This window comes from Pirellulales bacterium (assembly GCA_036499395.1).
Taxonomy (GTDB): domain Bacteria; phylum Planctomycetota; class Planctomycetia; order Pirellulales; family JACPPG01; genus JACPPG01.
The window spans coordinates 1-24,690 of the sequence record DASYDW010000001.1; the positions used below are offsets into that span (position 1 = coordinate 1).

19 protein-coding genes are annotated in these 24,690 nt (G+C 60.2%); 8 read left to right on the forward strand and 11 right to left on the reverse strand.

Features of this window, described 5'->3' with window-relative positions; genetic code table 11:
* Together VGN12_00005 and VGN12_00010 are read left to right on the forward strand one after the other, a co-directional pair.
* Positions 1 to 625: hypothetical protein (locus VGN12_00005; GenBank protein HEY4307804.1), on the forward strand; the 625-nt coding region annotated here is incomplete at its 5' end.
* A gap of 327 nt (positions 626 to 952) precedes the next feature.
* On the forward strand, positions 953 to 1,855 hold the full coding sequence (locus tag VGN12_00010) for a DUF4097 family beta strand repeat-containing protein (protein ID HEY4307805.1): 903 nt from the start codon (positions 953 to 955) through the stop codon (positions 1,853 to 1,855).
* A gap of 31 nt (positions 1,856 to 1,886) precedes the next feature.
* Here VGN12_00010 and VGN12_00015 read toward each other — a convergent pair whose 3' ends face one another.
* A complete protein-coding gene (locus VGN12_00015) occupies positions 1,887 to 4,280 on the reverse strand; it encodes a redoxin domain-containing protein (protein HEY4307806.1) in 2,394 nt (797 codons plus the stop codon).
* Between the two features lie 292 nt (positions 4,281 to 4,572).
* On the opposite strand from VGN12_00015, the gene VGN12_00020 reads away from it, so the two are divergent.
* Both VGN12_00020 and VGN12_00025 read left to right on the forward strand, forming a co-directional pair.
* Positions 4,573 to 5,793 (forward strand): lactate racemase domain-containing protein, encoded by a 1,221-nt coding sequence (locus tag VGN12_00020; protein HEY4307807.1) that lies wholly within the window; start codon positions 4,573 to 4,575, stop codon positions 5,791 to 5,793.
* Between the two features lie 28 nt (positions 5,794 to 5,821).
* Positions 5,822 to 6,871 carry a glycine cleavage T C-terminal barrel domain-containing protein gene (locus VGN12_00025; protein HEY4307808.1) on the forward strand — a complete coding sequence of 350 codons (1,050 nt, stop codon included), beginning with the start codon at positions 5,822 to 5,824 and terminating at the stop codon, positions 6,869 to 6,871.
* Between the two features lie 39 nt (positions 6,872 to 6,910).
* On the opposite strand, the gene VGN12_00030 is transcribed toward VGN12_00025, so the two are convergent.
* From VGN12_00030 to VGN12_00045, 4 genes are all read right to left on the reverse strand, one after another.
* Positions 6,911 to 8,437: a M56 family metallopeptidase gene (locus VGN12_00030; protein HEY4307809.1), complete on the reverse strand. Its 1,527-nt coding sequence runs from the start codon at positions 8,435 to 8,437 to the stop codon at positions 6,911 to 6,913.
* Complete coding sequence (locus tag VGN12_00035; protein ID HEY4307810.1) at positions 8,434 to 8,817, reverse strand: BlaI/MecI/CopY family transcriptional regulator; 384 nt, start codon at positions 8,815 to 8,817, stop codon at positions 8,434 to 8,436. Before VGN12_00035 ends, VGN12_00030 begins: the two co-directional genes overlap by 4 nt.
* 82 nt (positions 8,818 to 8,899) lie before the next feature.
* Positions 8,900 to 9,385, reverse strand: coding sequence for a hypothetical protein (locus tag VGN12_00040; GenBank protein HEY4307811.1), 486 nt, complete (start codon positions 9,383 to 9,385; stop codon positions 8,900 to 8,902).
* A gap of 63 nt (positions 9,386 to 9,448) precedes the next feature.
* Complete coding sequence (locus VGN12_00045) at positions 9,449 to 10,474, reverse strand: site-2 protease family protein (GenBank protein ID HEY4307812.1); 1,026 nt, start codon at positions 10,472 to 10,474, stop codon at positions 9,449 to 9,451.
* Between the two features lie 162 nt (positions 10,475 to 10,636).
* Between VGN12_00045 and VGN12_00050 the strand changes: the two genes are divergently transcribed.
* Positions 10,637 to 11,116: an NUDIX hydrolase gene (locus VGN12_00050; protein HEY4307813.1), complete on the forward strand. Its 480-nt coding sequence runs from the start codon at positions 10,637 to 10,639 to the stop codon at positions 11,114 to 11,116.
* A gap of 49 nt (positions 11,117 to 11,165) precedes the next feature.
* On the opposite strand, the gene VGN12_00055 is transcribed toward VGN12_00050, so the two are convergent.
* From VGN12_00055 to VGN12_00070, 4 genes are all read right to left on the reverse strand, one after another.
* The gene (locus VGN12_00055) at positions 11,166 to 11,345 is read right to left on the reverse strand and encodes a Flp family type IVb pilin (GenBank protein ID HEY4307814.1); all 180 of its coding nucleotides are present in this window, start codon (positions 11,343 to 11,345) and stop codon (positions 11,166 to 11,168) included.
* A gap of 147 nt (positions 11,346 to 11,492) precedes the next feature.
* Positions 11,493 to 13,856 carry a protein kinase gene (locus tag VGN12_00060; protein ID HEY4307815.1) on the reverse strand — a complete coding sequence of 788 codons (2,364 nt, stop codon included), beginning with the start codon at positions 13,854 to 13,856 and terminating at the stop codon, positions 11,493 to 11,495.
* Positions 13,857 to 13,989: 133 nt separating this feature from the next.
* Positions 13,990 to 14,994 carry a sugar nucleotide-binding protein gene (locus tag VGN12_00065; GenBank protein ID HEY4307816.1) on the reverse strand — a complete coding sequence of 335 codons (1,005 nt, stop codon included), beginning with the start codon at positions 14,992 to 14,994 and terminating at the stop codon, positions 13,990 to 13,992.
* A 67-nt stretch (positions 14,995 to 15,061) separates the two neighbouring features.
* Positions 15,062 to 16,021 carry a fumarylacetoacetate hydrolase family protein gene (locus VGN12_00070; protein ID HEY4307817.1) on the reverse strand — a complete coding sequence of 320 codons (960 nt, stop codon included), beginning with the start codon at positions 16,019 to 16,021 and terminating at the stop codon, positions 15,062 to 15,064.
* A 291-nt stretch (positions 16,022 to 16,312) separates the two neighbouring features.
* On the opposite strand from VGN12_00070, the gene VGN12_00075 reads away from it, so the two are divergent.
* Complete coding sequence (locus tag VGN12_00075; GenBank protein HEY4307818.1) at positions 16,313 to 17,611, forward strand: sulfatase; 1,299 nt, start codon at positions 16,313 to 16,315, stop codon at positions 17,609 to 17,611.
* 93 nt (positions 17,612 to 17,704) lie between these two features.
* Here VGN12_00075 and ppdK read toward each other — a convergent pair whose 3' ends face one another.
* On the reverse strand, positions 17,705 to 20,428 hold the full coding sequence (gene ppdK / locus VGN12_00080; protein ID HEY4307819.1) for a pyruvate, phosphate dikinase: 2,724 nt from the start codon (positions 20,426 to 20,428) through the stop codon (positions 17,705 to 17,707).
* A gap of 649 nt (positions 20,429 to 21,077) precedes the next feature.
* Between ppdK and VGN12_00085 the strand changes: the two genes are divergently transcribed.
* Positions 21,078 to 21,845: a hypothetical protein gene (locus VGN12_00085; protein ID HEY4307820.1), complete on the forward strand. Its 768-nt coding sequence runs from the start codon at positions 21,078 to 21,080 to the stop codon at positions 21,843 to 21,845.
* A gap of 117 nt (positions 21,846 to 21,962) precedes the next feature.
* On the opposite strand, the gene VGN12_00090 is transcribed toward VGN12_00085, so the two are convergent.
* Entirely contained in the window at positions 21,963 to 22,853 is an 891-nt protein-coding gene (locus VGN12_00090; GenBank protein HEY4307821.1) for a DUF1207 domain-containing protein, read from the reverse strand.
* Positions 22,854 to 23,234: 381 nt separating this feature from the next.
* Between VGN12_00090 and VGN12_00095 the strand changes: the two genes are divergently transcribed.
* Entirely contained in the window at positions 23,235 to 24,674 is a 1,440-nt protein-coding gene (locus tag VGN12_00095) for an FAD-linked oxidase C-terminal domain-containing protein (GenBank protein ID HEY4307822.1), read from the forward strand.
* Positions 24,675 to 24,690: the final 16 nt, after the last annotated feature.

The following is a 24,690-nucleotide window of genomic DNA, read 5'->3' on the forward strand; positions in this document are numbered from 1 at the left end:
TACGATCGACTGCGTGAAGTACGTCCGCGAAACGCAGACCAAGAAGTGCTCCTACACGGTCTGCCGGATGGTCAGCGAGAAGCGGGTCAAGACTTGCAACTACACGGTCTGCCACATGGTGCCCGAGCAACGCGTGAAGACCTGCACGTACAAGGTCTGCCACATGGTGCCTGAGCAACGCGTGAAGACCTGCTGCTATAAGGTCTGCCACATGGTGCCCGAGCAACGCGTGAAGACCTGCTGCTACAAGGTCTGCCACATGGTGCCCGAAGAACGCGTCAAGACCTGCAACTACACGGTCTGCAAGATGGTCCCCGAACAACGTGTCAAGACCTGCTGCTACAAGGTCTGCCACATTGTGAAGGAATGCCACTCGAAGCAGGTCGCTTACCAGTGCTGCCACATGGTTGCCGAGAAGTGCTGCAAGCAAGTCGCTTACACGGTTTGCAAGCCGGTTCACTTCACGAAGACCATCAACGTCACTCGCTGCGTGCCGAAGCAAGTGGCCTACACGGTCACCCGCTGCGTGCCTCGCGTCGTGTGCAAGCAAGTTCCGGTCACGATCTGCTGCCCGGTCCCCTGCTGCCCGACGGCGTGCGAGCCCAGCTGCGGATGCGGCGGCTAACGGCTAGAGCGTGTTCGAACCTCTCCTCTCGCCGACAGGGCTGAGGAGGGCCTGGTTTTGCAAGCATGGCGGTCCGATCCAAAGTGGGTCGGACCGCCTTTTTGTTTGCGCTCGCGGGCCTGTGCGCTGAGAAGATAGTGCCTCGAGCCCGCGAGGTAACACTTTTGCGCACCAGCTAAAAAGAAGTCGCCCTACTAGGTCAACGGGCAACGTACGGGTGTTAAAATGCCCCTGCCGTGCCGGTGTCCCAAGATTCCGCTAGCGCGAGCGAATCACCAGCCAGAGCTGTCATGTGCCCTAGCAAAATCGCCGACTGAGGGGTCCGCCATGTTCGCCTACGTCCAACACCCGCGCGGAACATACTTTCCCTACGCGAGGCTCGCCTTTTTGGCCATGCTCCTACCTTTGGCCGGGTGCATCGAAGTCGGCCGAAACCGTGCCGAAAGTGAGGAAACGCGCCAGATCCCCACCGTGGGTACGAAGAAGGTCGCCGTGAAAACCGACAATGGCCTCGTTCGGGTTCGCCCAGCCGCCGAAGGAGGCGACGCGATCGAAGTTCACGCCAAGATTCGTGCCGAAGGATCCAGCGAAGCCGACGCTCAAGAATGCCTGCAGGCGATCGAAATCACCACGCCCGTCTCAGGCTCTAACGACTCGACGCAAGAAATCGGCTGGGCATGGCGCGAACCACGCCACTCGGGGTGGCGGGCGTCAGTATCGTTCGAAATCACGATGCCGCACACGCTCGAACTCGACGTACAGACCAAGAATGGCCAGATCGACGTCGTGGGGATCACCGCGGATTGCAAACTACACACCGAAAACGGAGCCGTCCGCGCCGTCGCTGCCACAAACGAGCTGACCGCCGAGAGCAGCAACGGAGCGATCACGGTCGAATCGCCCGCCAGCGAAATACACCTGCAGAGTAACAATGGCGCCATTCGCGCCGCGCTAACCAACGATAGCGACGTCTCAGGCAGTATCAAAACGCACAACGGTGGCGTTAAGGTTAGCCTCGCCAAGTCGGCCGCGACTAACCTGGAGTGTCACACGTCCAGCGGACGCATCCGCAGTGACGTGCAACTAAGCGATGTCGATCGCAAAGGACGCTCGCGTCTCAAAGGCAAACATGCCGGTGGAGGCGAAGTCCTGGAAATCGAAACGCACAACGGCGGGATTACGCTCAAGCCGTATTCGTCGGACAACAAAGACGATGCGGATGATGACTAATCCGCCCCGGGCCAAGTATCACCGGAAATGGCTATTCAGCCAATCGCCACGCGTCGACGCCCTTATCTGTTGCGACGATCAACGCGCCCTGACCATTGATCGGCGCCACGGCCACGCCCGAAATTGCGGCGCCGACATGGAACTGGTCGAGCGGTTTGCCATCGGCTGACAAGATATGGATCGAGCCGTCCGATCCGGCCACGACCCACTGCTTTCCTTCGCTCAGAACCTGACCGCTGGTGATCATTTCCAGCGCGGCGTTTGGGTGCGCTCCGACCGGCAAATCGTAATTCCACAGCACGTCGCCATTCGGTGACAATCCAACAATCGCCTCAACGCCGACCTTGGTCGACGCAATCGCGCAGTACTCGCTTTGGCCATCACCGTTGAGATCAGCGGCAACAACCCAACGCAAAAAGCGTCCGGTCAGCGAGATCGGCGTGCCCTGCTTCCCCTCGTTATCGATCGGCACCAGCATGCCGCGTCCATCCGCCGCCAAGAGTTCGCGTTGACCATTTCCGCCGGGATTCGTGACCGCCAGGCAAAAGACGTTTTCCAGTGTACGGTCAGCCCAGCGGCGCTGCCCATCGAGCGTAACACTTTGCACGCCCACGGTGCCCCAGTAGGCGACACTCAACTCCAGTTGACCGTCGTTGTCCATGTCCGCCAGGCGAACGTCGGAAATGCCGGCGTGTTCTCCCTCGGGGAAGGCGAGCACCTTTTTGAAGTTGCTATCGAAGACAAACAACTGCTGTTGAGCGCTCGCCGAGCCGGTGAAATAACGCTGCCCCTGGCCATCAGTTGCCGTGCGTAGAAAGCTGATCGCGGCTTCCTCGGGTAGGTCCAGTTCATATCGGCCCGCCAACTGCCCCTGCCCGTCGAGCGCCACGACCGTTCGCCAGCCATCATTCACGTACAGGCGCGTCGTGCCGTCGGCCTCTTCCGCCGCCGTGATATTGCCAGGCTTGGTAGCCTCGTCCGAATGCCACAGGGCGTGCAGCTTGACGTGCCGCGGATCGCTTTGCGACGCGATTTGTGCCTTCGGAATATCGGCCGCCTCGGTCACTTCGGCATTACCCGAGGCGAGCGAAGATTCAAAAGCCTGCTGCCGGGCCTGGTGTTCGCGCAGTGCCTGTTGATACAGGCTGTCGCCCGCCAGCAGCCGATCGATCTTGCGCGGTAGTTCGGCGGCTAGTTTCGGTTGATAGCCGACGTCGATCGATTCCACCGTGCCATCCGGGCCCAGCAGAAACATGGTCGGCAAGCCCTGCACTTCGAACATGGAACGTGATTGCTGATCGATGTCGCGCAGAATCGGCATCTTCAGGCCGGCCTTGTCGAAGGCAGCCGAAAGATCATTGTTGCTGACACTGACTTCGTCCGTGCTGACGGTCACGATCGCGACCCGATCATTGTCGCGGTACTGGTCATATACCTGCTGCAGATTGGGTAATCCCTTGAAACACCAGCCGCACCAGGTCGCCCAAAAGTCGATAACCACCACCTTGCCCGACAGCGAATCACGGCCGACCGGCTTGCCGTCGAGATCGAGGAACTCGAACTTGCCGATCTTTTGACCAAGCATTTTCTGCAGCGGTTCAGGCTGCACGGCGAATCGCTTAACGAGCTTAGCTTCCGCGGGGGGCGAGAATTCGAAGGCCACGTCCGCGATTCGCTCGTTGATCCGCGCTCCCTTGAACTCGCACGCCAGCGCGACCTCGCTCACCGGGGCCTGCTCGTGCTGCGTGATCTGCTTTTTCAGGTCATCGGTCGGATAATCGAGACGGCGAAGTACGTTCTTCTGATCGATCCAGAAGACGACGTTGCCGTCCGGACGCTTGACCTCGACGCGTTGGCATTCGTCCCCATCCAGTTCACGGGCCGGCAACAACGTTGGTTCGTCGGCTCCTTCCAGGATCGGCTTGAGCGGATCGTCGAGCATCAAAAGCGCCAGTTGAATTGATTCGCCGGCCAGGCCTTGCGTGAGAACGCCGGCAAGGATTTCGTCGGTGAACAGATCCTCGCGCTTTAGCTCCGCGGGTGCCGCGACGTCGAGCACCTGCCCTGGCAAGTCCGCCACCGTGGCGCGCAATTGCTTGCCGTCGCACACGACGATCGCCTGATAACAGTGCATGCGGAGCTTGTTCGGGCGGACAAAGGTCACCGATTCGTCCGCTGATTGAGTCGTCAGGTCCGCTCCCTGCTTACGGTACGAGAGCCGGAGCTGCCCACTGTCAGCGTAACTATGCGCCTTGCGATACGTCTCGACCATCCGATCCAGCAGCTTGCGCGCCGTTGGCGGCGCCTCGATCGGTTTGCTCGTAGCGTGGTTGCAGCCCGATTGAATCGTTAGCGCCACGGCTACGCCCAACCCGGCGGCAAATGCCAATACAGCCCGAAACATGATGGGACGGCGATGTGCCATGATCGCTTCCTTGCGTGAGAGAACGATTTGTGTGCCGAAGAATGAACTTCCGCGCGGCGGGCACTTCCTGGCCTCGCCCTGCGGGAGCGATAAACGCGGCCGCACCAGAATGGCGCGACTTCGTAAACTTTTGGGAGCGGGATTATTGGGAAGTTTCGCGTTCAGGTAAAGGCAAGTCTTGCCTGCTTGCTACCCCTTTTTGCCGGGGGATGTCCCCGGTCGAGGGAACTCGATACGATTTACAGTCCTCGCCGACTGGCGAAAATCCACCCAGTTGCCACAAACAGCCCAAATGACTGCCAGCCTACGCTACGGAACGGATGACACGCTCGAGCTGAATCTGCCAGAAGGCCGGCTGATTGCCGTCTGTGGCACGCGCATCGAGAACCCTTTGACGGACGTCCGCGCAGCGACGGCGGCTTCGCTGGCCGCTCCGATCGGCTTTCCGCCTCTGGCACGGGCTGTCGTGCCTGGGGATCGAGTTGTGCTGGCGCTCGACCATGATGTTCCGCGCGGGGCCGAGATCGTGGGGGCCCTATTTGATTGCTTGGTGGAGAGCGGCGTTGCCCCGGCTGATATCACGTTACTCACCGTGCAGCCCAGCGATGCGTCGACCGAACTTCGCTCACTACTCCCGTCAGAACATCGGACCGTGGCCACGCTGGCCATTCACGATGCCGCAGCGCGCGATAGCCTAGGCTACTTGGCGGTGGGATCGGATGACGAGCCGATTTATCTGAATCGACTGCTTTGCGAAGCGGATGTCGTCGTGCCCATCGGCTGTTTGCGCTGCGAGCCGGCGATTGATTACCACGGCATGTACGGCGGACTGTTTCCCACATTTTCGGGAAAGCAAGCACAGGACAAGCTATTCGCCGCCTCGTTAACACATGCTCCGAGTGACGAGGCGCGGAACCGCGAGAAAATCCAGGAGGTGGGCTGGCTATTGGGCGTGCAATTTACGGTGCAGGTGGTGCCCGGTCCCGCCGGCGAAGTGTTGCGTGTTTTGGCCGGCATGGCAAACGACGTATTTCGCGAGGGGCAGGAGTCGTGCCAGCGTGCCTGGTCGAGTCCCGTGCCGCACACGGCGCAGCTTGTGATTGCCGCGATCGACGGACCAACATCGGAACAGACCTGGGATAATTTGGCCCGCGCGCTCAGCGGTGCCTCGCGCGTGGTTTCGGCGGGTGGGGCGATTGCGTTGTGTACTTCGCTCGCCGAAGCGCCGGGACCTACTGTGCGTGTCGCGTCGGAAGCCAAAGATTTACGTCATGCCTTGCGCACGCTCGGAAAACATCGTGACGCAGGGTCGCTGGCAGCAGTGGCCCTGGCGCAGGCGCTTGCCGAGTTGCGGGTCTACCTAATGAGCCAGTTGGACGACGCCACGGTCGAAGAGCTGGGTCTTATTCCGCTGGCAAATCCCGCCGAGCTAAAACGCCTTGCCGCGACGAATGCTTCTTGCATTTTGATTTCCCACGCACAATATGCCGTCGCAACCGTTGATGGCCAATAATGCACCGCTGGCTTGCGCGAGGTAGTACATGCACGGATCGTTGAAATCATCACTCGAGGCCGCCGGCGCGACTTACGAGGCCACCGATAACGCAACTCCGAGGAACTTTGGTGACACCGCGGCCGAGTACGCAGTATTGAGCAGTGCCGTAGGCCTGGTTGACCTCAGCGACCGCACTCAGATCGAACTGACGGGTGCCGACCGGCAGAGTTTTCTGCACAACCTGAGTACGAACGAAGTCCGTCGCCTGGCCACGGGGGCTGGCTGCGAAGCGTTCTTGTGCAATGTGCAAGGGCACACGCTGGCGCTCGTGAACATTTTTTGCGGCGCCGAAACTCTGGTTATCGAAACCGTGCCTGGCGAGGAAGCCAAGCTGCTTAAGCACTTGGACAAATACCTAATTCGCGAAAAGGTCGAGCTGCATGGTCGTAGCGAGCCATGGGCTGAATTGCTTCTGGCCGGGCCGAGAGCAGAATCGCTTCTGCAGGGGTCGGCCAACGCACTCCTCCAACGCACCTTCGACAGCGTCACGGGCCAACTCGCGAACGTGCCGGTCTCGATTCGTCGTGTAGATTTTACGCAGCCGACTGGGTTCTTGATTTCCTGCGACCGGACACTCGCGGGCGATCTTTGGAAACATCTGCGCGATGCTGGCGCACGCCCCTGCGGCCGTGAAGCCTTCGAAATAGCGCGGATCGAGGCCGGCACACCGTTCTACGGACGCGATCTGACCGACGGCAACCTGCCGCAGGAACTGGCGCGCGACGCCCGGGCGATCAGCTTCACCAAGGGTTGCTACATCGGCCAGGAAACCGTCGCACGGCTCGACGCACTTGGTCACGTCAATCGCACGCTGTGCGGAGTCCGGTTCGCGGGCCCCGAGGTTCCACCCGTCGGCATCGAGTTCACCGACGACGCCGGCAAGTCGCTTGGACAGGTCACCTCGGCAGCCTTCTCGCCACGGCTCAACGCACCACTCGCCCTGGCCTATGTGCGCCGCGGTTCGAACGCGCCCGGAACAAAGATCGCAACTGCCGCCGGCCCGGCAGAAGTGATATCACTGCCGATCGGGGACTGAAAAATCATAAAAGTCACGCTCTTTTGTGACTCGCACCACTTACTTTCGCCCGGCCGCATCGCCCTTCTCCCACCAACCGCGCGTCAGCAGGCTCTCACCCGTGCCAAAATAAATGGCCGAGAATGATTCACCGCCGCTGGCCGGATAGTAGCTTAAGTGAGGCCAGCCGTCGTCCCACATGTAAAAGATCAACGAGAATTTGCCTTTTCCTTTGTCGATCATGATCGACTGCGTCTTTTGCGTAGGCGTTGAACGAAATGCCGATTTGCTACTAGTCGTTACGTAGGCTGCGAGTTGCGCGCTATCGTGTGACAACAGGCGGTACGTCCCCTTGACCACGTACAGATTTCCCTTTTCGATTTTGTCGGACGTGCCGAACACTTCGTCCACCGTCAGGTTGTCCCCCTCCAGCAGCTGCGTTGCGCCAACCTGGAAATCAACTCTGTGCGAAAGATCATAGCCGGCGCCCGGAGTTGCCGCGGGATCCGCGTCTTTCTCTTCGGCTTGCCCCAACAATGGTTCCGGCTCATTGACCAGCGCTCGCGCGGCCGGTGGAGTCGCGAAGGTGGTTAGCAGACACGCGCCGAGCAAGAACGTGGTCGCAATCATGATCGATTTGCCACATCGCAGTCGAATCATCGTTCTTCTCCCTGGTTTCAAAAGGTTGGTGATTCGTTGCTCGAGCCGATTCTTCGATCGAAGCATCGGCGTGGCCAGTAGCACATCGCGTTGGTCACCGATTGTCTCGGCAATCGTTAATAGCATTCGCGCGAAATCGGCCGGGCTGCCGAGGCGAAGCGCATATGTGTCGCACAACTCTTCACGCGCAGTATCCATGAGCCGATTCGCGACATAAACCAGCGGATGAAACCACAAACAGGCCGCGACCCAACGTTGGTAAAGCCCAATCAAAGGATCACGCCGTATCGCGTGAGCACTTTCATGCACGATCACGAGCAGAAGTTGATCCGCCGGAAGCCGGTTGACGAGGGACCGTGGGATCAAAACTCGCGGTCGTACCAGCCCAACGGCCATCGGCACAGAAACTTCCGCCGACACCAGCACGGGCGGCGCGGGACGGCCGAGGATCTCCGAAGTTCGTGAGAAAATCGTCTCGGCACATTCGCTCGACATCGGTACTGCAGAGACCATCAGGCGCCGCATAGTCCGCCAGCCATGCCCGATTCGCAATGAACCGACGACTGCTCCAATCATCCACATCGCCACGAAAAAGCTGGCGCTCAAATCATTGGGCTGGCTTGGACCATTCACACGTTGCGATACGGTCTCCGATGACGCAGTCGGCTGAACGGCCACGATCTCAGACGGCAACATCGCTGCTCGATTTACAGGCGCGATATCGAAACGCGGCAAAACGATCGCGAACATCGGACAGCACCCGACCGCGACTAGCGTCCAAAATAGAATCGCATGCCGCCATGCTGCCGACCGGCGACCAGTGAATTGGACGCCAATTCCGATGGCCAGTAAGATCGAGATCACCGTCAGCACGGCGCCGATCGAGGTGCGTGCGATCACCCAACTATCGAGTGCGGCGCCAATCATTTCCCTCGCTCAGCTCGGGCAATGAGCTGCTGAATCCTTTCGGCTTCCTCCGATGATATCCGGCGATCTTCAAGCAAAGTTGCGATCAGCCCACTGGTCGAACCGGCAAAGACGGTGTCGACCAATTGTCCGATGATGCCTCGTACCACCGCGTTGCGCGGCCGAGCGGCGCGAAAATAGTCGGTATTTCCGTCGCGATGCACGAGCAACCATCCCTTTTCGGCCAGCCGCGCGAGCGTGGTCTGTACCGTATTGCGCGCCACGCGACGGCGCTTGCCGAGAAGCTGCCAAACCTGCGCGACCCCCAACTCCCCTTCATCCCAGAAGAGGCCCATGATCGCCAGTTGTGCGGCCGTCAGCCCGGTCGTCGCTTTTGCCATTCGATACCTCGCCAGATCACCTACATCTGTAGGCATTTGTACCTACAGATGTAGGCACCGTCAAGAGAATTACGCCGGGCATTTATTGCATGCGCGGCGAAGCGGCAATCGAGATGCCGGCCGCCAGGTCTGCTAGGAATCGGCGTGCGCGGCCGATAATATCGACGTCGCTGGGTACCTGCCCAACGATCTGAAAGTGGCCGTCAGCCAGATTCCGCTCGAGCGCCTTCACTCTTCGCAACAACGCTCCCAGTACGTCGCTCGATTCGGCGGCCGTAAGCGCGCGGCTGCGCAATTGAACTTCCGCCGCGTCCCGCTGCCGGGCCATGGTAATCAACTGTTCGCGCTCGGCCTTAAGCAATTGGCCGTCTAGATAAGCGCGACGCAATTGGCCGGCCGAATTGAAGTGATACGCAGGATCCTCGCCAAAATAGAGGCTCGCCGCGCCCGTCTTTCGAAAGCCGATCACGACGTTCGCGCTTTCCGCCGGCAGCGCCAATTCGACCCGTTCGACCAGCGCCGTGGCCTCGGCCAGCAGGTCTTCGCGCGATTGTTCGTATTTGGCCACAGGCGCAAGAGGCCTATTGACGAGGACTTGGTAAATCGTCGAGGCAAGACGCAACGTCGCTAATCAGCCACGCTGCCGATTGCGATATCGCGCGCTGACCCGATCCAACAACGCCCGATCGTCGTCCGAGAGACCGTCGCGACCCACTTCGTGCAGTCGAGCAAGTACCTCGTCGACACGACGGTCGTCTTCCTCTTCCGTTCGCTGTTGGCGCACACGGCGTGCCTCGCGACGTCCATCGAGCCATTGCCGCAGCAGTCCGGGATTCTTGCGCGGGGTCGCCGTGAAGTTGCGCTCGAGGCTTGTATAGCCTTGCGAGAAATCGTAGCCGAATACGCCATCGTCCGACTCCCGATCCTGCAGTCGGTCGGTTTCCTGCTTGGCGCTGAAAAACAGCAGGAAACCCAACAGCGACAACGGGAGTGTCGCGAATGCGTACTGCGAATGGACCGCCCAGGCCGCGATCCAGGTCGCCACGGCCGTGAACTTGGCGACGCGGGCCACGACAATCACGGCGGTGCGATAGCCTTTGCGCTGCCACACGATACTGCGCAGCACTCGGCCACCGTCGAGCGGATAGGCCGGCAGCAGGTTGACCAGCACCAACAACCAATTGATCCAGGCTGTCAGTTCCAGAACGAACAGTGCATTCATCCCCTCGACGTTTTCCGGCGCGGCCAGCGGGTTTAACAGCGGGCGAACATCGGCGCCGAACAAAGCCAATGCCGGTAGCGCCGTCAGGCAGATGAAGAAGTTTACAAGCGGTCCCGCCGCCGCTGTGACCAGTTCTTCCTGAGGCTGGTGCGACAGATTGATCGAGACCAGCCCCCCTAAGGGCCAGAGCATGATCTGATCGGCGCGACCACCCATGCGGCGTGCCGCAAAGCAATGTCCCAGTTCGTGCGCCAGCACGCTAACGAACAGGATGGCCAGCACGACCGCCACATCGACGATCAATTCCCCTTTGGGGTCATGCTGCCAACTCAACTCCAACGCAACGACGACCAGCAGCAGAAAAAAGACGTGGACCCGCACCTGGATGCCAGCCCACCGCCCCAGCGAAAGATTCCATCCGAGCAAGTCTCGCATGGCGTACTGCGCAAGATTGACGCCGCCGCGGGGCAGCCTTGGAGAACGCGACCACTGCCGTTATCTTATCACTCGTCTCGACGCCGATCAATCAAATCGCAGTCAGGTCCGGTTGTAGTGGACGAGCCTGAAGTACTGCTCGAAACACGGCGTTTCCGCGTCGTGCGACGATCGCACCGACTCCCCGACGGGCGGGTGGCTTCGCGCGAAGTGATCGAGCATCCCGGTGCCGTGGCAATTATCCCGCTCGTGGATGACGACCACGTCTGCCTGATTCGCAACTACAGGCTGGCTGTACAAAAATGGCTGCTGGAAATCCCGGCTGGGACACTTGAGCCGGGCGAACCGCCGGCTGTCACCGCGATGCGCGAACTGGCCGAAGAAACCGGCTACACCGCGCAATCGCTTACCCCGTTGTGCCAGATGGTTTTCTCGCCGGGCATCCTGCACGAACGCATGCACATTTTCGTAGCCACGGGTTTGACGCCGGGCGAAACGCGGCTGGAATTCGGCGAGCAGATCGACAAGGAAATCATGCCACTCAACGAAGCACTTGCCATGATCGAGTGTGGCGAGGTGGAAGACGCCAAAACCGTGGCCGCGCTTCTTTTATACGACCGCCGGCGGAATCTGGCGCGCTAGATCACCGAGAACGCCAGCAACGAGCCGTTGCAGTACGGGGCGGTTTTCGTTACGAGCCGAAACCGGCGGCATTCAAACCACCTCGAATGCCAGCCCACATTCCGCCCGATTGGGCACCAACTGCTCCGACGGCGGCAATGACGCTGGCGATGATCATGGCCAACATCACGGCGTATTCGACGGCCGTCGTCGCTTCGGAATCGCTCAAGAATTGGCGAATTAGGGTCATGGCTGGCCCTCCTGGACGTCCAGCCGCGCTGTGTGGAACCCGCGAATACGATGTGCGGTTGCGGTGTCTCCGAAAGCAACACTAGTGCGCATTCACCAGATGGTCAAATTTCGCATTTACTTTTTTCAAAGCTTGTGTGAGCGCCTTCTAACGCAGCCGCGGCAGAGCCATATCCCCGATGCCAGGCGGCGTGGCGGAACGAAGGGGGACTTGCCAGCGCACCAGTCGCGAGGCGTCCGGCCCGTCACCGATTTCGCCGGCAAAACCCATTTCGGTCCGAACCAGCCCCTCGGCCCGCAGGCGGTCGTTGCCGATTGGTTGCAGCGCGCCGTCCTCGCCCCGCCAACGCACGAGCGGCGTTTTCAGCCCGACGAGCGACCCCGAGCCCCGCCAGGCCACGGTGCGCAAAACGCTCGGGCTAAGTGTCGCCGAGCCACTGCTCGATACCGCGAGAACAGCACCCGTCGCGGCGAGTTCAAAAACGCAATCGACAGCTTCAACGTTTAGTGCGCTCGATGGTTCGGCAGCCACGCGCCACTCAAGGACCTCTGCCGCGCCCCGAACTGTGCAATGCTTGAACAGCACATCGACGCGCCTTGGGGCGTCGTGCGACGAATCGATTTCCGCCAGCGCGTCGGCGCCGAGGAATAACACGTCTGTCATGGCAATCGCGGCAGGCCGCGTCGCTTTGCAGCGAATGCCTGCGCCGACATTAGCCAGCACGCACTCGCATAGCTCCAGCCGAGCCGAACTCGTCGCATCGGCCGTCGCGGCAGGCTGCCAATCAAACGCGGCAGGCAGGGGGCCCGCCTCCGTGATGACCTGCAACGAGCAGCGCGTGAATGTCGCACCGGCGGCCGTGATGACCAGCGTACTCCGCGTCGTGGGGGTAGAAACGACGAAATCGACATCCTCGAAGCGTACGTTCTCCGTGGCGAGTATCGCGCCAGACGCAGGAAGGATGATTTGCGCGCGCTCTCCGGGGCGCGACCGCACGCACTGCCCCTGCGCGGGCCGCACTTGCGACCACGTTACAGGCCGCCGCGCAGAGATGACAAACTCTCGCGATACCGTTTTCTTATCGTCAGGCAGCCGGGGAACTGCGGCTACTGGCTGCATGGCCGAGGTGCGCACCACTTGTGGTTTCTGTTGCGGAGCAGGCGATTCCTGAAGTTTGCCGTGAGTCGCCGATTCCGCACCTGTTGCAGGAGGTGCATCGCCCTTGCCCCTCGTAACGATTGTCGAAGCAACGGGCGTTGACACAGTTTTCGATGGCGCAACATCTACAGTTTGCGGTATGGCGAGTGGCGGAGCAGCGGGTGATTCAGGGGTCCACAAGGGCCAACTGCCGATTCCCAAGGCCAGCAAAACGCCCGCCGACGCCGTGGCCCAGGTCGGCATATTTGGTGACCGCCGGATCGTGCGAACGCGACGCACCAGACGTTCGGGCGGAGAAACACCGCGCGTTACAAATCGTGCCAAGAGCGCCTGTCCACGATCGCTTGGAGGACCGAGAAGCTGCAGGAGTTCCGCAATCGACTTCGGCCGCCGTTCCGGTGCTGGCTCCGTAGCACAGCGAATCGCCGTAATAAGTGGTTCAGGCGTGTCTGAGGCGATCGGCTTGATATCCCGAATTCGCGTCGCGCAAGCAGCACGCAGGCGATCCACATACTTTGCACCGGCAAATGGAGGACGGCCGGCCAGCAGATGCCACCACAGGGCGCCGCAGGCAAAGATATCTGTAGCAATACTAGAAGGCGATGCGGCGGCCGCTCGTTCCGGCGCCAGGTAGTCGGCCGTTTCAACGCTTCGATCTGTCAGCTCAACAGTTAGGAGCGTGTCGCTCAGAATGCGCAGCCCAGGGTCAAGTAACTGCACCTGCCCCAGCGGATTGAGCACCAATTGCTGGGCCGAAATATCGCCGTGCAACACGCCAGCCGCTTCACAGATGGTAAGCGTCGCCACCATCTGTCGGGCGATTTCCAGCACCACTTCATTTGGCATGCGTCCGCCACGTATCAGCCATGCCGCTGCAGTACGACCAGCGACGCTGGCCGAGGCAGTCCAAAGTTGGCCGTTGTCGAGGCCACACTTTTCGATCGGCACGAGGTGCGGCGAACGCACAGCCATCGACTTTTCGATCAGTCGCTCGACCTGCTCCAGCGCTGCACCGGCGGCCGTCGGCACTGGCATGACGGTCAAACGCATGGCACGGCCGCTGGCGATCTCGCGTGCCTCGTAACACGGGCCCGACGCGTTTTTTGCAAGGGGCCGGACAAGCGTAAATGGCCCTACCCGCAAATTCTCGCCGCGTCCCTCGTTGATTTCCGTCGCCTGAAATGGCGTTAAGGCGCGCGCCTGGACCAAGGCATCGACCCACACGGTATCAAACAGCGCCAGGTCTTTTGCCAAGCGCCGCGCGTGACGGTACGCGGCGCGAACTTGTCGCGGCGTCGCCAATCCGAGGCGGCCTAAGAGTGCAACGAGTTCCGCCGGAGGAGTAGCGCGCACGCGAAAACGACCTCATCGAAACGGGAATCATGCCGGAGAAGGGCGAGCGAGTGCTATCACAAACGAGCGGCCCGAACAATATCAGCCGCTGGAGTCCGCCGAATGCAATGCTGTCACTTGATGTGAATTTTCGCTAGCGCCGTCGCGGATTGCGATATAAGACTCGTGAGAGCAACTCGAACGAGCCTGGCTCGCCGTCGCGCTCGTAATGCCACTGGGGGTGCGTGGGCACGAACGCCTCGTCCAGCGGCCAGGGGTCGAACGGATCGTATCCCAGGGCGGCCGCGAGCTTCGAACAATCCATCGAAACGTTCCCCGCACGCGGCGGAATTGGTCCCGCCTCGACACGCATGCAGCCCATCAGGCAGTCCGGCGGATAACCGCCAACGCGGTTGATAACCTGCGCAATGTTGTACAGCGTAAGCGGACGCGGTCCGCCGGCGTGATACAGGCCTGTTAGCTCATTTCCCAACATTGTTTCGCAGACTTCGTTCAAGCAGTCCGTGTAATGCGGTGTGCGAATCTCGTCGTAATAGAGCGTGGCCGGCCGCGACTTCTTGAACCGCGACTGGATCCAGTCGATCGCGCCGGCGTGACCGTTGAAACTCACCCCCATCGGCAGCGAGATGCGCAAAACGCACGCCGCTGGCATGGCGCTCTGAATCAATTGCTCGGACGCGACCATCGTTTGGCCATAGACCGTGACCGGGTCGGTAGGATCATCCTCGACATGCCCACCAGGGCCGTTGCCCGAGAACACCAGGTCGATCGACAGATGCACCAGTCGCACGCGGCGTGTGCTGATGACGTCGAGCAGGTTTCGCACGCCCTCGACATTAATGCGCCAGGCCAAGGCCGGATCGAGTTCGCATGCGCGCAAGGCGCAATTGCCAGCACAGTCCAGCACGCTTTGAAACTGATGCTCGTCGAAGAGCCGGGCTAGCTCGACGGGATCTTCGGCGTTACAGGGAACGATATGATCCCCTTGCAATCGCCAGTTATCTCGCTGGCGGATGCCGATCACCTGCCCGGGATAACGAGACTCGAAGTATTCCAGCGCGTTGTACCCCGCTACGCCCGCCACGCCCGTTATCAGCATCGGCAGCGGTGGCACGGCAGGTGTGGAGCGAAGGAACATCGTACGGTAACGTGCAAGAAATGGCCGGGTAGGCCGGCCGACAGAGTAAAAATCCAAGTGGACGCAACTACTGAGCCACGATCGGCGATACCAGCGTACCAATCCCGGCGATACTGGCCGACAACGTGTCTCCAGCCTTTACATAGGTGCCAGTGGCGTTACCGACGCCCGAAGGAGTGCCGGTCGAAATAATGTCCCCCGGTTCGAGCGTGACAAAGCTGGAAATAAACTCGATCACGGCCGCCACGGGAAATACCATCAGCCCGGTCGAGGCATTTTGCTTGATGTCGGCGTTGAGCTTGAGATTCATAGCGAGCCCTTGCGGGTCGGGTATCGCATCGGCACTCGTGATGCAGGGGCCGCATGGGCAAAAGCTGTCGTGCCATTTGCCATGCAACCAATCGAAGAAGACGTCTTTCTCGCGCTTCTTCCGGCCCGGGTTCGGACGAAACTTGCGATTCGAGATGTCGTTGATCACCGTATAGCCCGCCACCGACGCAAGCGCGTCCGCTTCCTTGACACCCTTCGTCTTGCGACCGATCACCACCGCCAGTTCCAATTCCCAGTCGATCGCGCCGGGCGAGATTGCCGGAATCACGACCGGCTGTCCCGGGTTGGTCAGCGTTGTGCTCGGGGGCTTCATGAACACATAGGGGAACGTCTCGGCCCGTTCGGCCGCGACGCCACCACCTTCGCGAATATGTTCGGCGTAGTTGCCCGCCAACAGAAAGAGTTTATTCGGACGAGGGATCGGTACGAGCAGTTGCGTCTTGGCAGTCGGCAGTTTTGCAGTCTCAGGCAGCGCCGCGCCTGCGCGTTCAAGCCACGACGCAATCTTTTTCGCCGCGGGATTTGCTTCGCCAGACGGCGGCAAAAATGCGAGTAAGTCGTCACCGCCAGGCAGCGACACCGTTTCATGTGTCGCGTCGGCGTACGCCTTTGCGGCGGACGCAACCGGTACGATGATCTCTTCGCTGTAGAAGCCGACTCGCGGTCCGGCCTGATCCTGATAGCGGCACAAACGCATAACACATCCCCCGATCGAAATTCCCAACAACCCTAAGATCGCCAGAGTCGACGACAGGCGGACGATTGTCAAGGCGGCCGCATGCTTAGGGCAGATTACCAGGGGCATCGACGTTGGGGGGCGGGCGTCTCGCCCGCCTTGGCCCTGCGTGAACACGTCTCCGAAGGGAATTTGTGGTAAGCAGCGAGAGAGAAGGCGGGCGGGACGCCCGCCCCCCCGGGACTTACAATCGCGGCATCCCATCAAAATCAGTTGAGCAGGCGAGGGTCGTCAATGATCGGTTTTCATAGGATGCTTCGTGTTGCCCTCTATTGCTTGGTGGCATTGGCCTACCAAGCGCCGAATACCTACGCCGCCCAATCGCCGAACGTCGTGTTGATCGTCGCGGACGATCATGCCTGGACCGATTATTCGTTCATGGGGCACCCGCATGTTGCGACGCCGCATATCGACCGGCTGGCGCGCGAGAGCGCGGCGTTCACGCATGGCTACGTCCCAAGTAGCCTGTGCTGTCCCAGTCTGGCCTCGATGATCACCGGGCTGTATCCGCATCAGCATAAGATTACGAGCAACGACCCGCCCATTCCTGCCGGCATGCCGGCGGGCCAGTTCCATCGCTCGCCGGAGTTCACCGCTGGGCGCGAAGTGATGAACCGCTTCCTCGAGACTGTCCCCACGTTACCGAGATTGCTCGGCGAGCGGGGTTACACGAGTCTGCAAACGGGCAAGTGGTGGCAGGGCGATTTTCGCCGCGGTGGATTCACTCATGGCATGACACGCGGCGAACGTCACGGCGACCAGGGATTGGACATCGGCCGTAAAACGATGCAGCCAATTTACGACTTCATCACCGAGTCGCGCCGAGCCGACAAGCCGTTCTTCGTCTGGTACGCACCGATGATGCCGCACACGCCTCATACGCCCCCCGAGCGATTGCTGAAAAAGTACGAACCGCTTACCGATTCTCCTCACGTGGCCCGATACTGGGCGATGATCGAATGGTTCGATGAAACCGTCGGCGAGTTGCTGACTCACCTGGAAAACGAAAAGCTCGCCGAGGATACGATCGTGGTCTATCTGGCCGACAACGGCTGGATTCAAAGCCAGGATAGCCCGCTCTACGCCGAAAAATCGAAGCAATCACAATACGACGGTGGGCTACGCACGCCAATTCTTGTTCGTTGGCCCAAGAAAATCCCAGCACGCACCTGCGAGACGCCCATATTGTCGATCGATATCGTGCCGACAATTCTTGCTGCCATCGGTCAGCAACCGACCAAGGAAATGCAGGGACTGAATCTGCTAGACGATAAAGCGGTCGTTAACCGAAAAACGATTTTCGGCGAGTGCTTCACTCACAACGCCATCGATCTCGAACGCCCGGCCGCGAACCTGCGCTGGCGCTGGGCCATCTCGGCCGGTAAGAAGCTGATCGTGCCTGATCCTAAAAACGAGTCCGACGCGGTCGTTGAACTTTACGACCTAGCGGTCGATCCGCAGGAAACCAAGAACCTGGCCAGCGCGCATCCCAATATCGTCAGCAAAATGCGCGACGAACTAGATGCCTGGTGGAACCCTGCGAAGGATTAGTGAACGCGCACGCAAACGCGGTGCGTGTGATGCGCAAACTGAGAGGCGGACGAGACGTCCGCCCCCCGAGGTTGTGCATATTGCCGTGACTTTCTACTTCTTCGCCACAGCCGCTTGGGCTGCTGCCAATCGCGCGATAGGTACGCGGAACGGCGAGCAACTGACGTAATCCAAACCGATGGCATGGCAGAAGTGAACGCTGGCAGGGTCGCCGCCATGCTCGCCGCAGATGCCGATTTTCAGATTTGGCCGCGCCTTGCGGCCGCCAGCGACGGCGATCTTCATTAGTTCGCCCACTCCCGCCTGATCGATGGTCTGGAACGGGTCGTTGGGGATGATGTCGTGCTCGCGGTAGTAGTTGATGTAGCCCGCATAGTCGTCGCGGCTCATGCCGAGCGTCGTTTGCGTTAGGTCGTTGGTGCCAAAACTGAAGAACTCGGCCTTACCGGCGATTTGCTCGGCGACAACCGTGGCCCGGGGCACCTCGATCATTGTTCCGACCAGGTATTCGACTTCGACCTTCTTCTCGGCAAAGACCTTAGCTGCGGTGTCGCGGACGATGGCTTCCTGATCCTTAAGCTCGGCTTCGAAGCCGACCAGCGGAATCATCACCTCGGGCAGGACGGCGATACCGGCCTTCTTCACGTCGCAAGCTGCTTCGAAGATCGCTCGGGCCTGCATCCGCGTGATCTCGGGATAAACGATTCCCAACCGGCAGCCACGGTGACCGAGCATCGGGTTGAACTCGTGCAGTTCCGCAACGCGACGGGCGATCGTTTCGGCGGGCACGTTAATCTTCTTACCCAACGCGGCCTGCTCGGGGCCCGAGTGCGGCAAGAACTCGTGCAACGGCGGATCAAGCAAACGGATCGTGACCGGGCGGCCGTTCATCGCACGGAACAGACCGTCGAAATCCTTGCGTTGAAACGGCAACAGCTTGGTCAGCGCCTTCTCGCGATCCTCAAGCGTGTCGGCCAGGATCATCTCGCGGAAGTCGTCGATGTGGTCGAAGAACATGTGCTCGGTGCGGCACAGGCCAATCCCTTCGGCGCCGAAGGCGATAGCCTCGAGAGCCTGCTTCGGCTCGTCGGCGTTTGTGCGCACTTTCAATTTGCGATTTTCGTCGACCCAAGTCATGAGCTGCTCGAAACGCTTGTACGTCTCGGACTCGGCCGGCTTGAGGGTCTTGGTGATGAGCACTTGCAGAATTTCGCTGGGACGGTCTTCGACCTTACCTTTGAAAACTTCGCCGGTGAAACCGTCGATCGAGATCACGTCCCCTTCACGCAGCACCTGATCACCGACGGTGACCGTGGCCTTGTGGTAGTCGACGTTCAGTTCACCGCAACCGACGATACAGGCTTTGCCCATTTGCCGGCTCACCAGCGCGGCGTGCGAACTGGCACCGCCGAAGGCAGTGAGAATGCCCTTGGCGATCTTCATACCGCGAAGATCTTCGGGGCTCGTTTCGCGGCGGACCAGGATCAGTTCGACCTTATTGTCCTTTAGCCATTGCGCTTCGGCATCCGAGGCGTGGAAAACAATCTTGCCCGACGCGGCCCCTGGCCCAGCGTTGATACCCTTGGCCAGCATACGTCCTTCGGCCAGCGCGGCCCGCTTGCTCGCCGGATCGTAGATCGGCTGTAGCAGCTGATTCAAATCGTCGGCCGGAATGCGCTTGGCTTGCAAGGCATCTTGCTTGGTGATCAGCCCTTCGTTCACCAGGTCGACCGCGATACGCACGGCGGCAAAGCCGGTGCGCTTGGCGTTGCGGGTTTGCAACATCCAGACACGATTGCGCTGCACAGTAAACTCGATGTCTTGCACTTCTTTGTAGTGCTTTTCGAGCTTCTGGCCGATCTCGGTCAATTCCTTGAACGCGTTGGGCATATCCTTGACCAGCGTCTCTTCGATACGCTTCGGCGTACGAATGCCGGCCACGACGTCTTCGCCCTGGGCGTTGATCAGGTAGTCGCCGTTGAGCCCGGGCAGACCGAGCGCCACGTCACGCGTCATGGCCACGCCCGTCGCGCAGTCGTCGCCGAGGTTGCCGAACACCATTGCTTGAACGTTGACGGCCGTTCCCCATTCGTGAGGAATGCCGTAGGTGCGGCGGTAGACCACGGCTCGGTCATTCATCCAACTGCCGAACACGGCGCCGATCGCACCCCACACCTGCTCCATCGGCTCGTCTGGGAAATCCTTGCCGGTTCCCTTCTTGATGGCTTGCTTGAATTCGGCGACAAGTTCCTTGAGTTGCGGCGCGGTCAACTCGCTATCGAGCTTCACGCCCGCCGCCTTCTTTTTCGCCTCGAGGATTTCCTCGAAGGGATCATGATCGTTCTTTGACTTGGGCTTCATGTCCAGCACGACGTCGCCGTACATCTGCACAAAGCGGCGGTAGCTGTCCCAGGCGAAACGTTCGTTGCCGGATTGCTTGGCCAGGGCTTCGACCGTCTTGTCGTTCAAGCCGATGTTCAGCACCGTATCCATCATGCCGGGCATCGACTCGCGCGCCCCCGAGCGGCACGACACCAACAGCGGGTTCGTGGTCGAACCGAACTTGGCCCCCATTTCTTCTTCGATCTTGGCCATCGCCGCGGCAACGGCGTCGCGAAGTTCGGGCGGATACTTGCGATCGTGCGCGTAGTAATACGTGCAGACGTTGGTGCCGATCGTGAAGCCGGCCGGTACGGGCAGGCCGATCTTGGTCATTTCGGCCAGGTTGGCCCCTTTGCCGCCAAGCAAGTCGCGCAGCTTAGCGTCGCCATCGGTACCGTTGCGTCCGAACGAATACACGTACTTTTCATTGGCCATATTTGGCATCCTTCGCGCTGGGGCGAAAACGTACAGACAGCGTTCGCCGTCCTGGTTGATGACTAGCTAGCAATGGGCCTTTTACGCCACGAAAATCCCTTTTCGAGGGGATTCCGTTCGTTGCCCTCGTCCTTAGGCTGCCGAGGGCTCCCGCTAGAGAAAACTCCAGCGAGAGGGGCTGCCGGGCGTGCCAGTCAGGGGCGAATCGGTCGAGGCGGGGCCGTTTCAAACGATCGCCGGAGTCTATCAGTGCCCCTGCGGACCGTCAAGAAACCGCCACCGCCATACCTTGCGGTTAGCCCCCATAATTCGGGGGCGTTCGCGTTGCGATCACGTTAAGCACTAGTGTCGCAAAGCAGGTTCGCCGGCGAGATCCGCTTGAGCAGGTGGCACTGCGCAGAACCCGCTAGCATCGCGTGGCGTTTTCACCGACTTGAGTCAATGGTCCTCGTTCGGTGCGACTCAACAGGCGCCGCTTCTACAACCGATAAAGTTTCACAAAGAGGGCTGACGTCTATTTTATTTTAGATAAAAATTTCGCTTTTCGCTTTCAAGTTCCTCTGGCATGTAATGGCCAAATCGTCGACGATGCTCGCCCATTGGTCGTTGGGCAAGATCGTGTTACGTGCCACTGGCGGAGGAGAATTGAATGCTCGGCGTTGCTGCTCATGCGGATACAAGCCGCGCTGTACTGACTCGCCTGTTGCGGGTCGTAGAGTCCACCCCCGCCGTTCACGAACCGTTTTCGCATATCTATTTCGAGAACTTGTTTCCCGAAGAGATCTATGCCGAAATGATGGCCAGCCTGCCAGCCGCCGATCGCTACAAGGCGATCAACGTCTACAAGCATTCTCGCGAGGACGGCGTCAGCACGCGTGACGTGATGCCACTCGAGGCCGAAGCCTTGGCCTTGCTGCCCACGTCGCAACGCGAAGTCTGGCGCTCGGTGGCGGTCGCTCTGGCGGCGCCGGAATTGAAGGCCGCGATCTTTCGCAAGCTTTCGCCCGACTTGGCGCTGCGATTTGATATCCCCGAGGCACAGGTCGACAAAATCGTCACCTTTTGCAAGCCGTCGCTGATGCGCGACCTGGAAGGGTACGAGATTCCGCCCCATCCCGATGGCCGAGCCAAGGTTGTCACGATGCAGCTTTACCTGCCGCGCGACAATTCGCAGCTCGGCCTAGGAACCGCACTCTACAAGCGACGTCTGACGTCGCTAAGAGGCCTTTTCTCCTGGCACGGTCGCTTTCAAAAGGTGAAGCAATTCCCGTTTGCACCCAATAGTGGCTATGCCTTCGTCGTTTCGAATTCGCTGCGCCGCAAAAGTTGGCACGGGCGCGAGAAACTGCCGGCCGGCGCAGGTGTGAGAAATTCGATCCTCAACCTGTACTTCGCCAACGACGAGCGCGAATACTAAACCGCAAGCGCGCTTCGACTCGTGGTTACTCTGTAGCCAAGGTCTGCGACCTCGGTGAACCGTAGTCGCGTTTGGGCTGACGATCGTCAGCGATTGCCGCACGACGATCGGTACGCGTCAGTAGTCGTACCAGATGCCGATCCCCAGTTCTTGTACGAAGTCGTTGTAGAACTGGTACATCTCGTTCTTGCCGTTGAAGTACTGCAATCCGACGCGCGTACGAGCGCCGTTTGCTCCGCTGAGCCATTGCCAGCCGACCTGCACGTTGACGTTGCCGCCGAAGGCAATTTCCTGACGCAGGTGACCGTTGATCGCAAAAAACGGCGAGCCGCGAAAGCCCGTGTTGAATATGGGGCTATACTCCGCGCCGAATTGGAACTGCCAGGGCTGTGTGACGCCAAAGGTGTAGAAGGCCCAATCCATCTCGGCGTACAGCCGGATGTTCTCAGTCGGAAAGTAGCTGGCGCCGAACACGAGCGCATTGCGGCTGTACTCGAGCCGCACGAAGTCGGGATTCTTCAGCAAGAACTCGTCGCCGATATGAGAGCTGAGGTGGTAGACCTCGAATTTGAATTGCCACTTCCCCATGCCATACGTTAACGGTATGCCCACGCGGAAGTCGGTTGCCCGCATATCGAAATCGTTGTTCAGACGCAGCTCGGGAAAAGCAGCCCCTTCGACGTCTAATTGCCAGCCTTCTGGCTTAAAGCTGTTCATTGTGCCGTAACGCAGAAGGCCGATGCGTGCGCCGATCGTGGGATCCCAGTTCCAACCGAGCCCCTTTTGGTAGTTGAAAACGCTCGCCACGCGTGGCTCTTTGACCCCCGCCAGGTAGGAATGCCAAATCAACCCCTGCGGCATCAACTGCCAGCTCCAGGGAGCGTCATAGGCCAGCGCTTCGGCCAGCGGGTAACTAACCGGCGCGGACGGCAAAGGGGGCGCGGCGATGATGGTCCCTTCCGGGATCGGTTCGGCGTTCAAGACCGCGATCGGCTCATTCGAGGCCATCGCGCTAGCACCCTGTGCGGGCGCGGCGCGGCTGGCCACTGCGCATATCACGAGCGCAAACCACCAATGCCAAACAGCGCGTCGTGACCGACCGGAATTCATCGTGCCCAAGTCAGGTACGGAACTGGCGTAGTCCCAGCGCAGAGATCCGCGGGTCGTGTGACCTGCGAAACATGACCTACGTGGGATGTCGCAGACGGGAGCGGTAGTGTAGCGGCACCGCGAGATTCGCCCCAGACGACTTTGGACCGCAATTAAAGTCTGGAAAAATCAGAGTTTACGATAGCGCTGCCACTCTCCTGGCGGCCCGCTAACCGGCCACTATAATTCAAGCACCGCTCGCTGCCTGTGCTTCGCCCCATCGCCCAAGTTACCAATTCGATGATCGATACTCCGCTCCCTTTACTGGTCGACGAATTGCGCGCCGTGGTCGGTAATGACGGCGTGCTATCAGCACACAGCGACCTGGTCGTCTACGAGTGCGATGGTTTCGTCATTGAGAAAAACTGCCCGGACGTGGCGGTCTTTCCCCGCACGACGGCCCACGTGCAAGCCATCGTCCGATTGTGCAATAAGTACGGCGTCTCGTTTTTACCGCGTGGTGCAGGCACCAGCCTGGCCGGCGGCTGCCTGCCGGTCGGCGGCGGCGTGATGATCGTGCTCACGCGCATGAAGGAGATCGTCGAGATCAATCTTCGCGACCGGTTTGCCGTGGTGCAGCCGGGCGTGGTGAACGTCTGGCTGACTCAAGCACTCAAAGGGACTGGCTACCACTACGCCCCGGACCCTTCGAGCCAAGGCGCATGCACCATCGGCGGCAACGTGGCCACCAATTCGGGCGGCCCGCACACGCTGAAATATGGCGTGACGGTGAATCACGTTTTGGGAGTCGAGGCCGTTTTGGCTGACGGCTCGCTCGTGCAATTCGGTGGGCCGACCGAGGACGGCCCCGGATTGGACCTGACCGGCTTGATCGTCGGCAGCGAAGGGACGCTGGCCATCGTGACCAAAGCCTGGGTCCGTTTGACGCGCGATCCGCAGGGGTGGCGTACCATGCTCGGCGTCTTCGAATCGGTACACGATGCCACCAACGCCATTAGTGCGATCATTGGCGCCGGCATCGTACCGGCGGCGCTGGAAATGATGGACCAGGGCATTCTGGTGGCCGTCGAAGAGGCATTTCATTTCGGCTTTCCGCTCGACGCCCAGGCGATCCTGCTGATCGAGGTCGACGGACTCGAGGCGGGGCTCGACCATCAGCGCGAACAGATCATCCAGTTGTGCCAGCAAAACAAAGCTCGCGAAGTGCGCCTGGCGGCGTCCGCCGCCGAACGGCAATTGCTGTGGAAGTGCCGCAAGCAAGCTTTCGGCGCCGTTGGCCGGCTGAGCCCCAGCTACTGCACACAGGACGGCGTCGTGCCGCGCACGAAGCTGCCGTATATCCTCGAACGCATCACCGACATCGGCCGGCGCTACGATGTGCGCATTGTGAATGTATTCCACGCAGGGGACGGCAACATTCATCCGATTCTTCTGTTCGACGAACGCAACGCCGACCAGGTCCGCCGGGTGTTGGCCGCCAGTGGCGAGATTCTTGACGAGTGCATCGCCTGCGGCGGCAGTGTGACGGGTGAGCACGGCATCGGCGTCGAAAAGATTGAGTTCATGCACAAACTGTTCACGGCGGATGACCTGGATGTCATGGCACGAGTGCGCACGGCGTTCAACCCGACGTTACGACTTAGCCCAGCCAAGATGCTTCCCACGGCCGGGGCCTGCGGTTTAGAGCAACATCATCCGGGACGGCGTGCAGCAATGTAGTTGCCGCGCATGCGCA

Coding starts and splice junctions, on each gene's coding strand:
- VGN12_00010 (HEY4307805.1), top strand. CDS start 953: ATGTTCGCCTACGTCCAACACCCGCGCGGAACATACTTTCCCTACGCG.
- VGN12_00015 (HEY4307806.1), bottom strand. CDS start 4,280: ATGGCACATCGCCGTCCCATCATGTTTCGGGCTGTATTGGCATTTGCC.
- VGN12_00020 (HEY4307807.1), top strand. CDS start 4,573: ATGACTGCCAGCCTACGCTACGGAACGGATGACACGCTCGAGCTGAAT.
- VGN12_00025 (HEY4307808.1), top strand. CDS start 5,822: ATGCACGGATCGTTGAAATCATCACTCGAGGCCGCCGGCGCGACTTAC.
- VGN12_00030 (HEY4307809.1), bottom strand. CDS start 8,437: ATGATTGGCGCCGCACTCGATAGTTGGGTGATCGCACGCACCTCGATC.
- VGN12_00035 (HEY4307810.1), bottom strand. CDS start 8,817: ATGGCAAAAGCGACGACCGGGCTGACGGCCGCACAACTGGCGATCATG.
- VGN12_00045 (HEY4307812.1), bottom strand. CDS start 10,474: ATGCGAGACTTGCTCGGATGGAATCTTTCGCTGGGGCGGTGGGCTGGC.
- VGN12_00055 (HEY4307814.1), bottom strand. CDS start 11,345: ATGACCCTAATTCGCCAATTCTTGAGCGATTCCGAAGCGACGACGGCC.
- VGN12_00065 (HEY4307816.1), bottom strand. CDS start 14,994: ATGTTCCTTCGCTCCACACCTGCCGTGCCACCGCTGCCGATGCTGATA.
- VGN12_00070 (HEY4307817.1), bottom strand. CDS start 16,021: ATGCGTTTGTGCCGCTATCAGGATCAGGCCGGACCGCGAGTCGGCTTC.
- VGN12_00075 (HEY4307818.1), top strand. CDS start 16,313: ATGCTTCGTGTTGCCCTCTATTGCTTGGTGGCATTGGCCTACCAAGCG.
- ppdK (HEY4307819.1), bottom strand. CDS start 20,428: ATGGCCAATGAAAAGTACGTGTATTCGTTCGGACGCAACGGTACCGAT.
- VGN12_00085 (HEY4307820.1), top strand. CDS start 21,078: ATGCTCGGCGTTGCTGCTCATGCGGATACAAGCCGCGCTGTACTGACT.
- VGN12_00090 (HEY4307821.1), bottom strand. CDS start 22,853: ATGGCCTCGAATGAGCCGATCGCGGTCTTGAACGCCGAACCGATCCCG.
- VGN12_00095 (HEY4307822.1), top strand. CDS start 23,235: ATGATCGATACTCCGCTCCCTTTACTGGTCGACGAATTGCGCGCCGTG.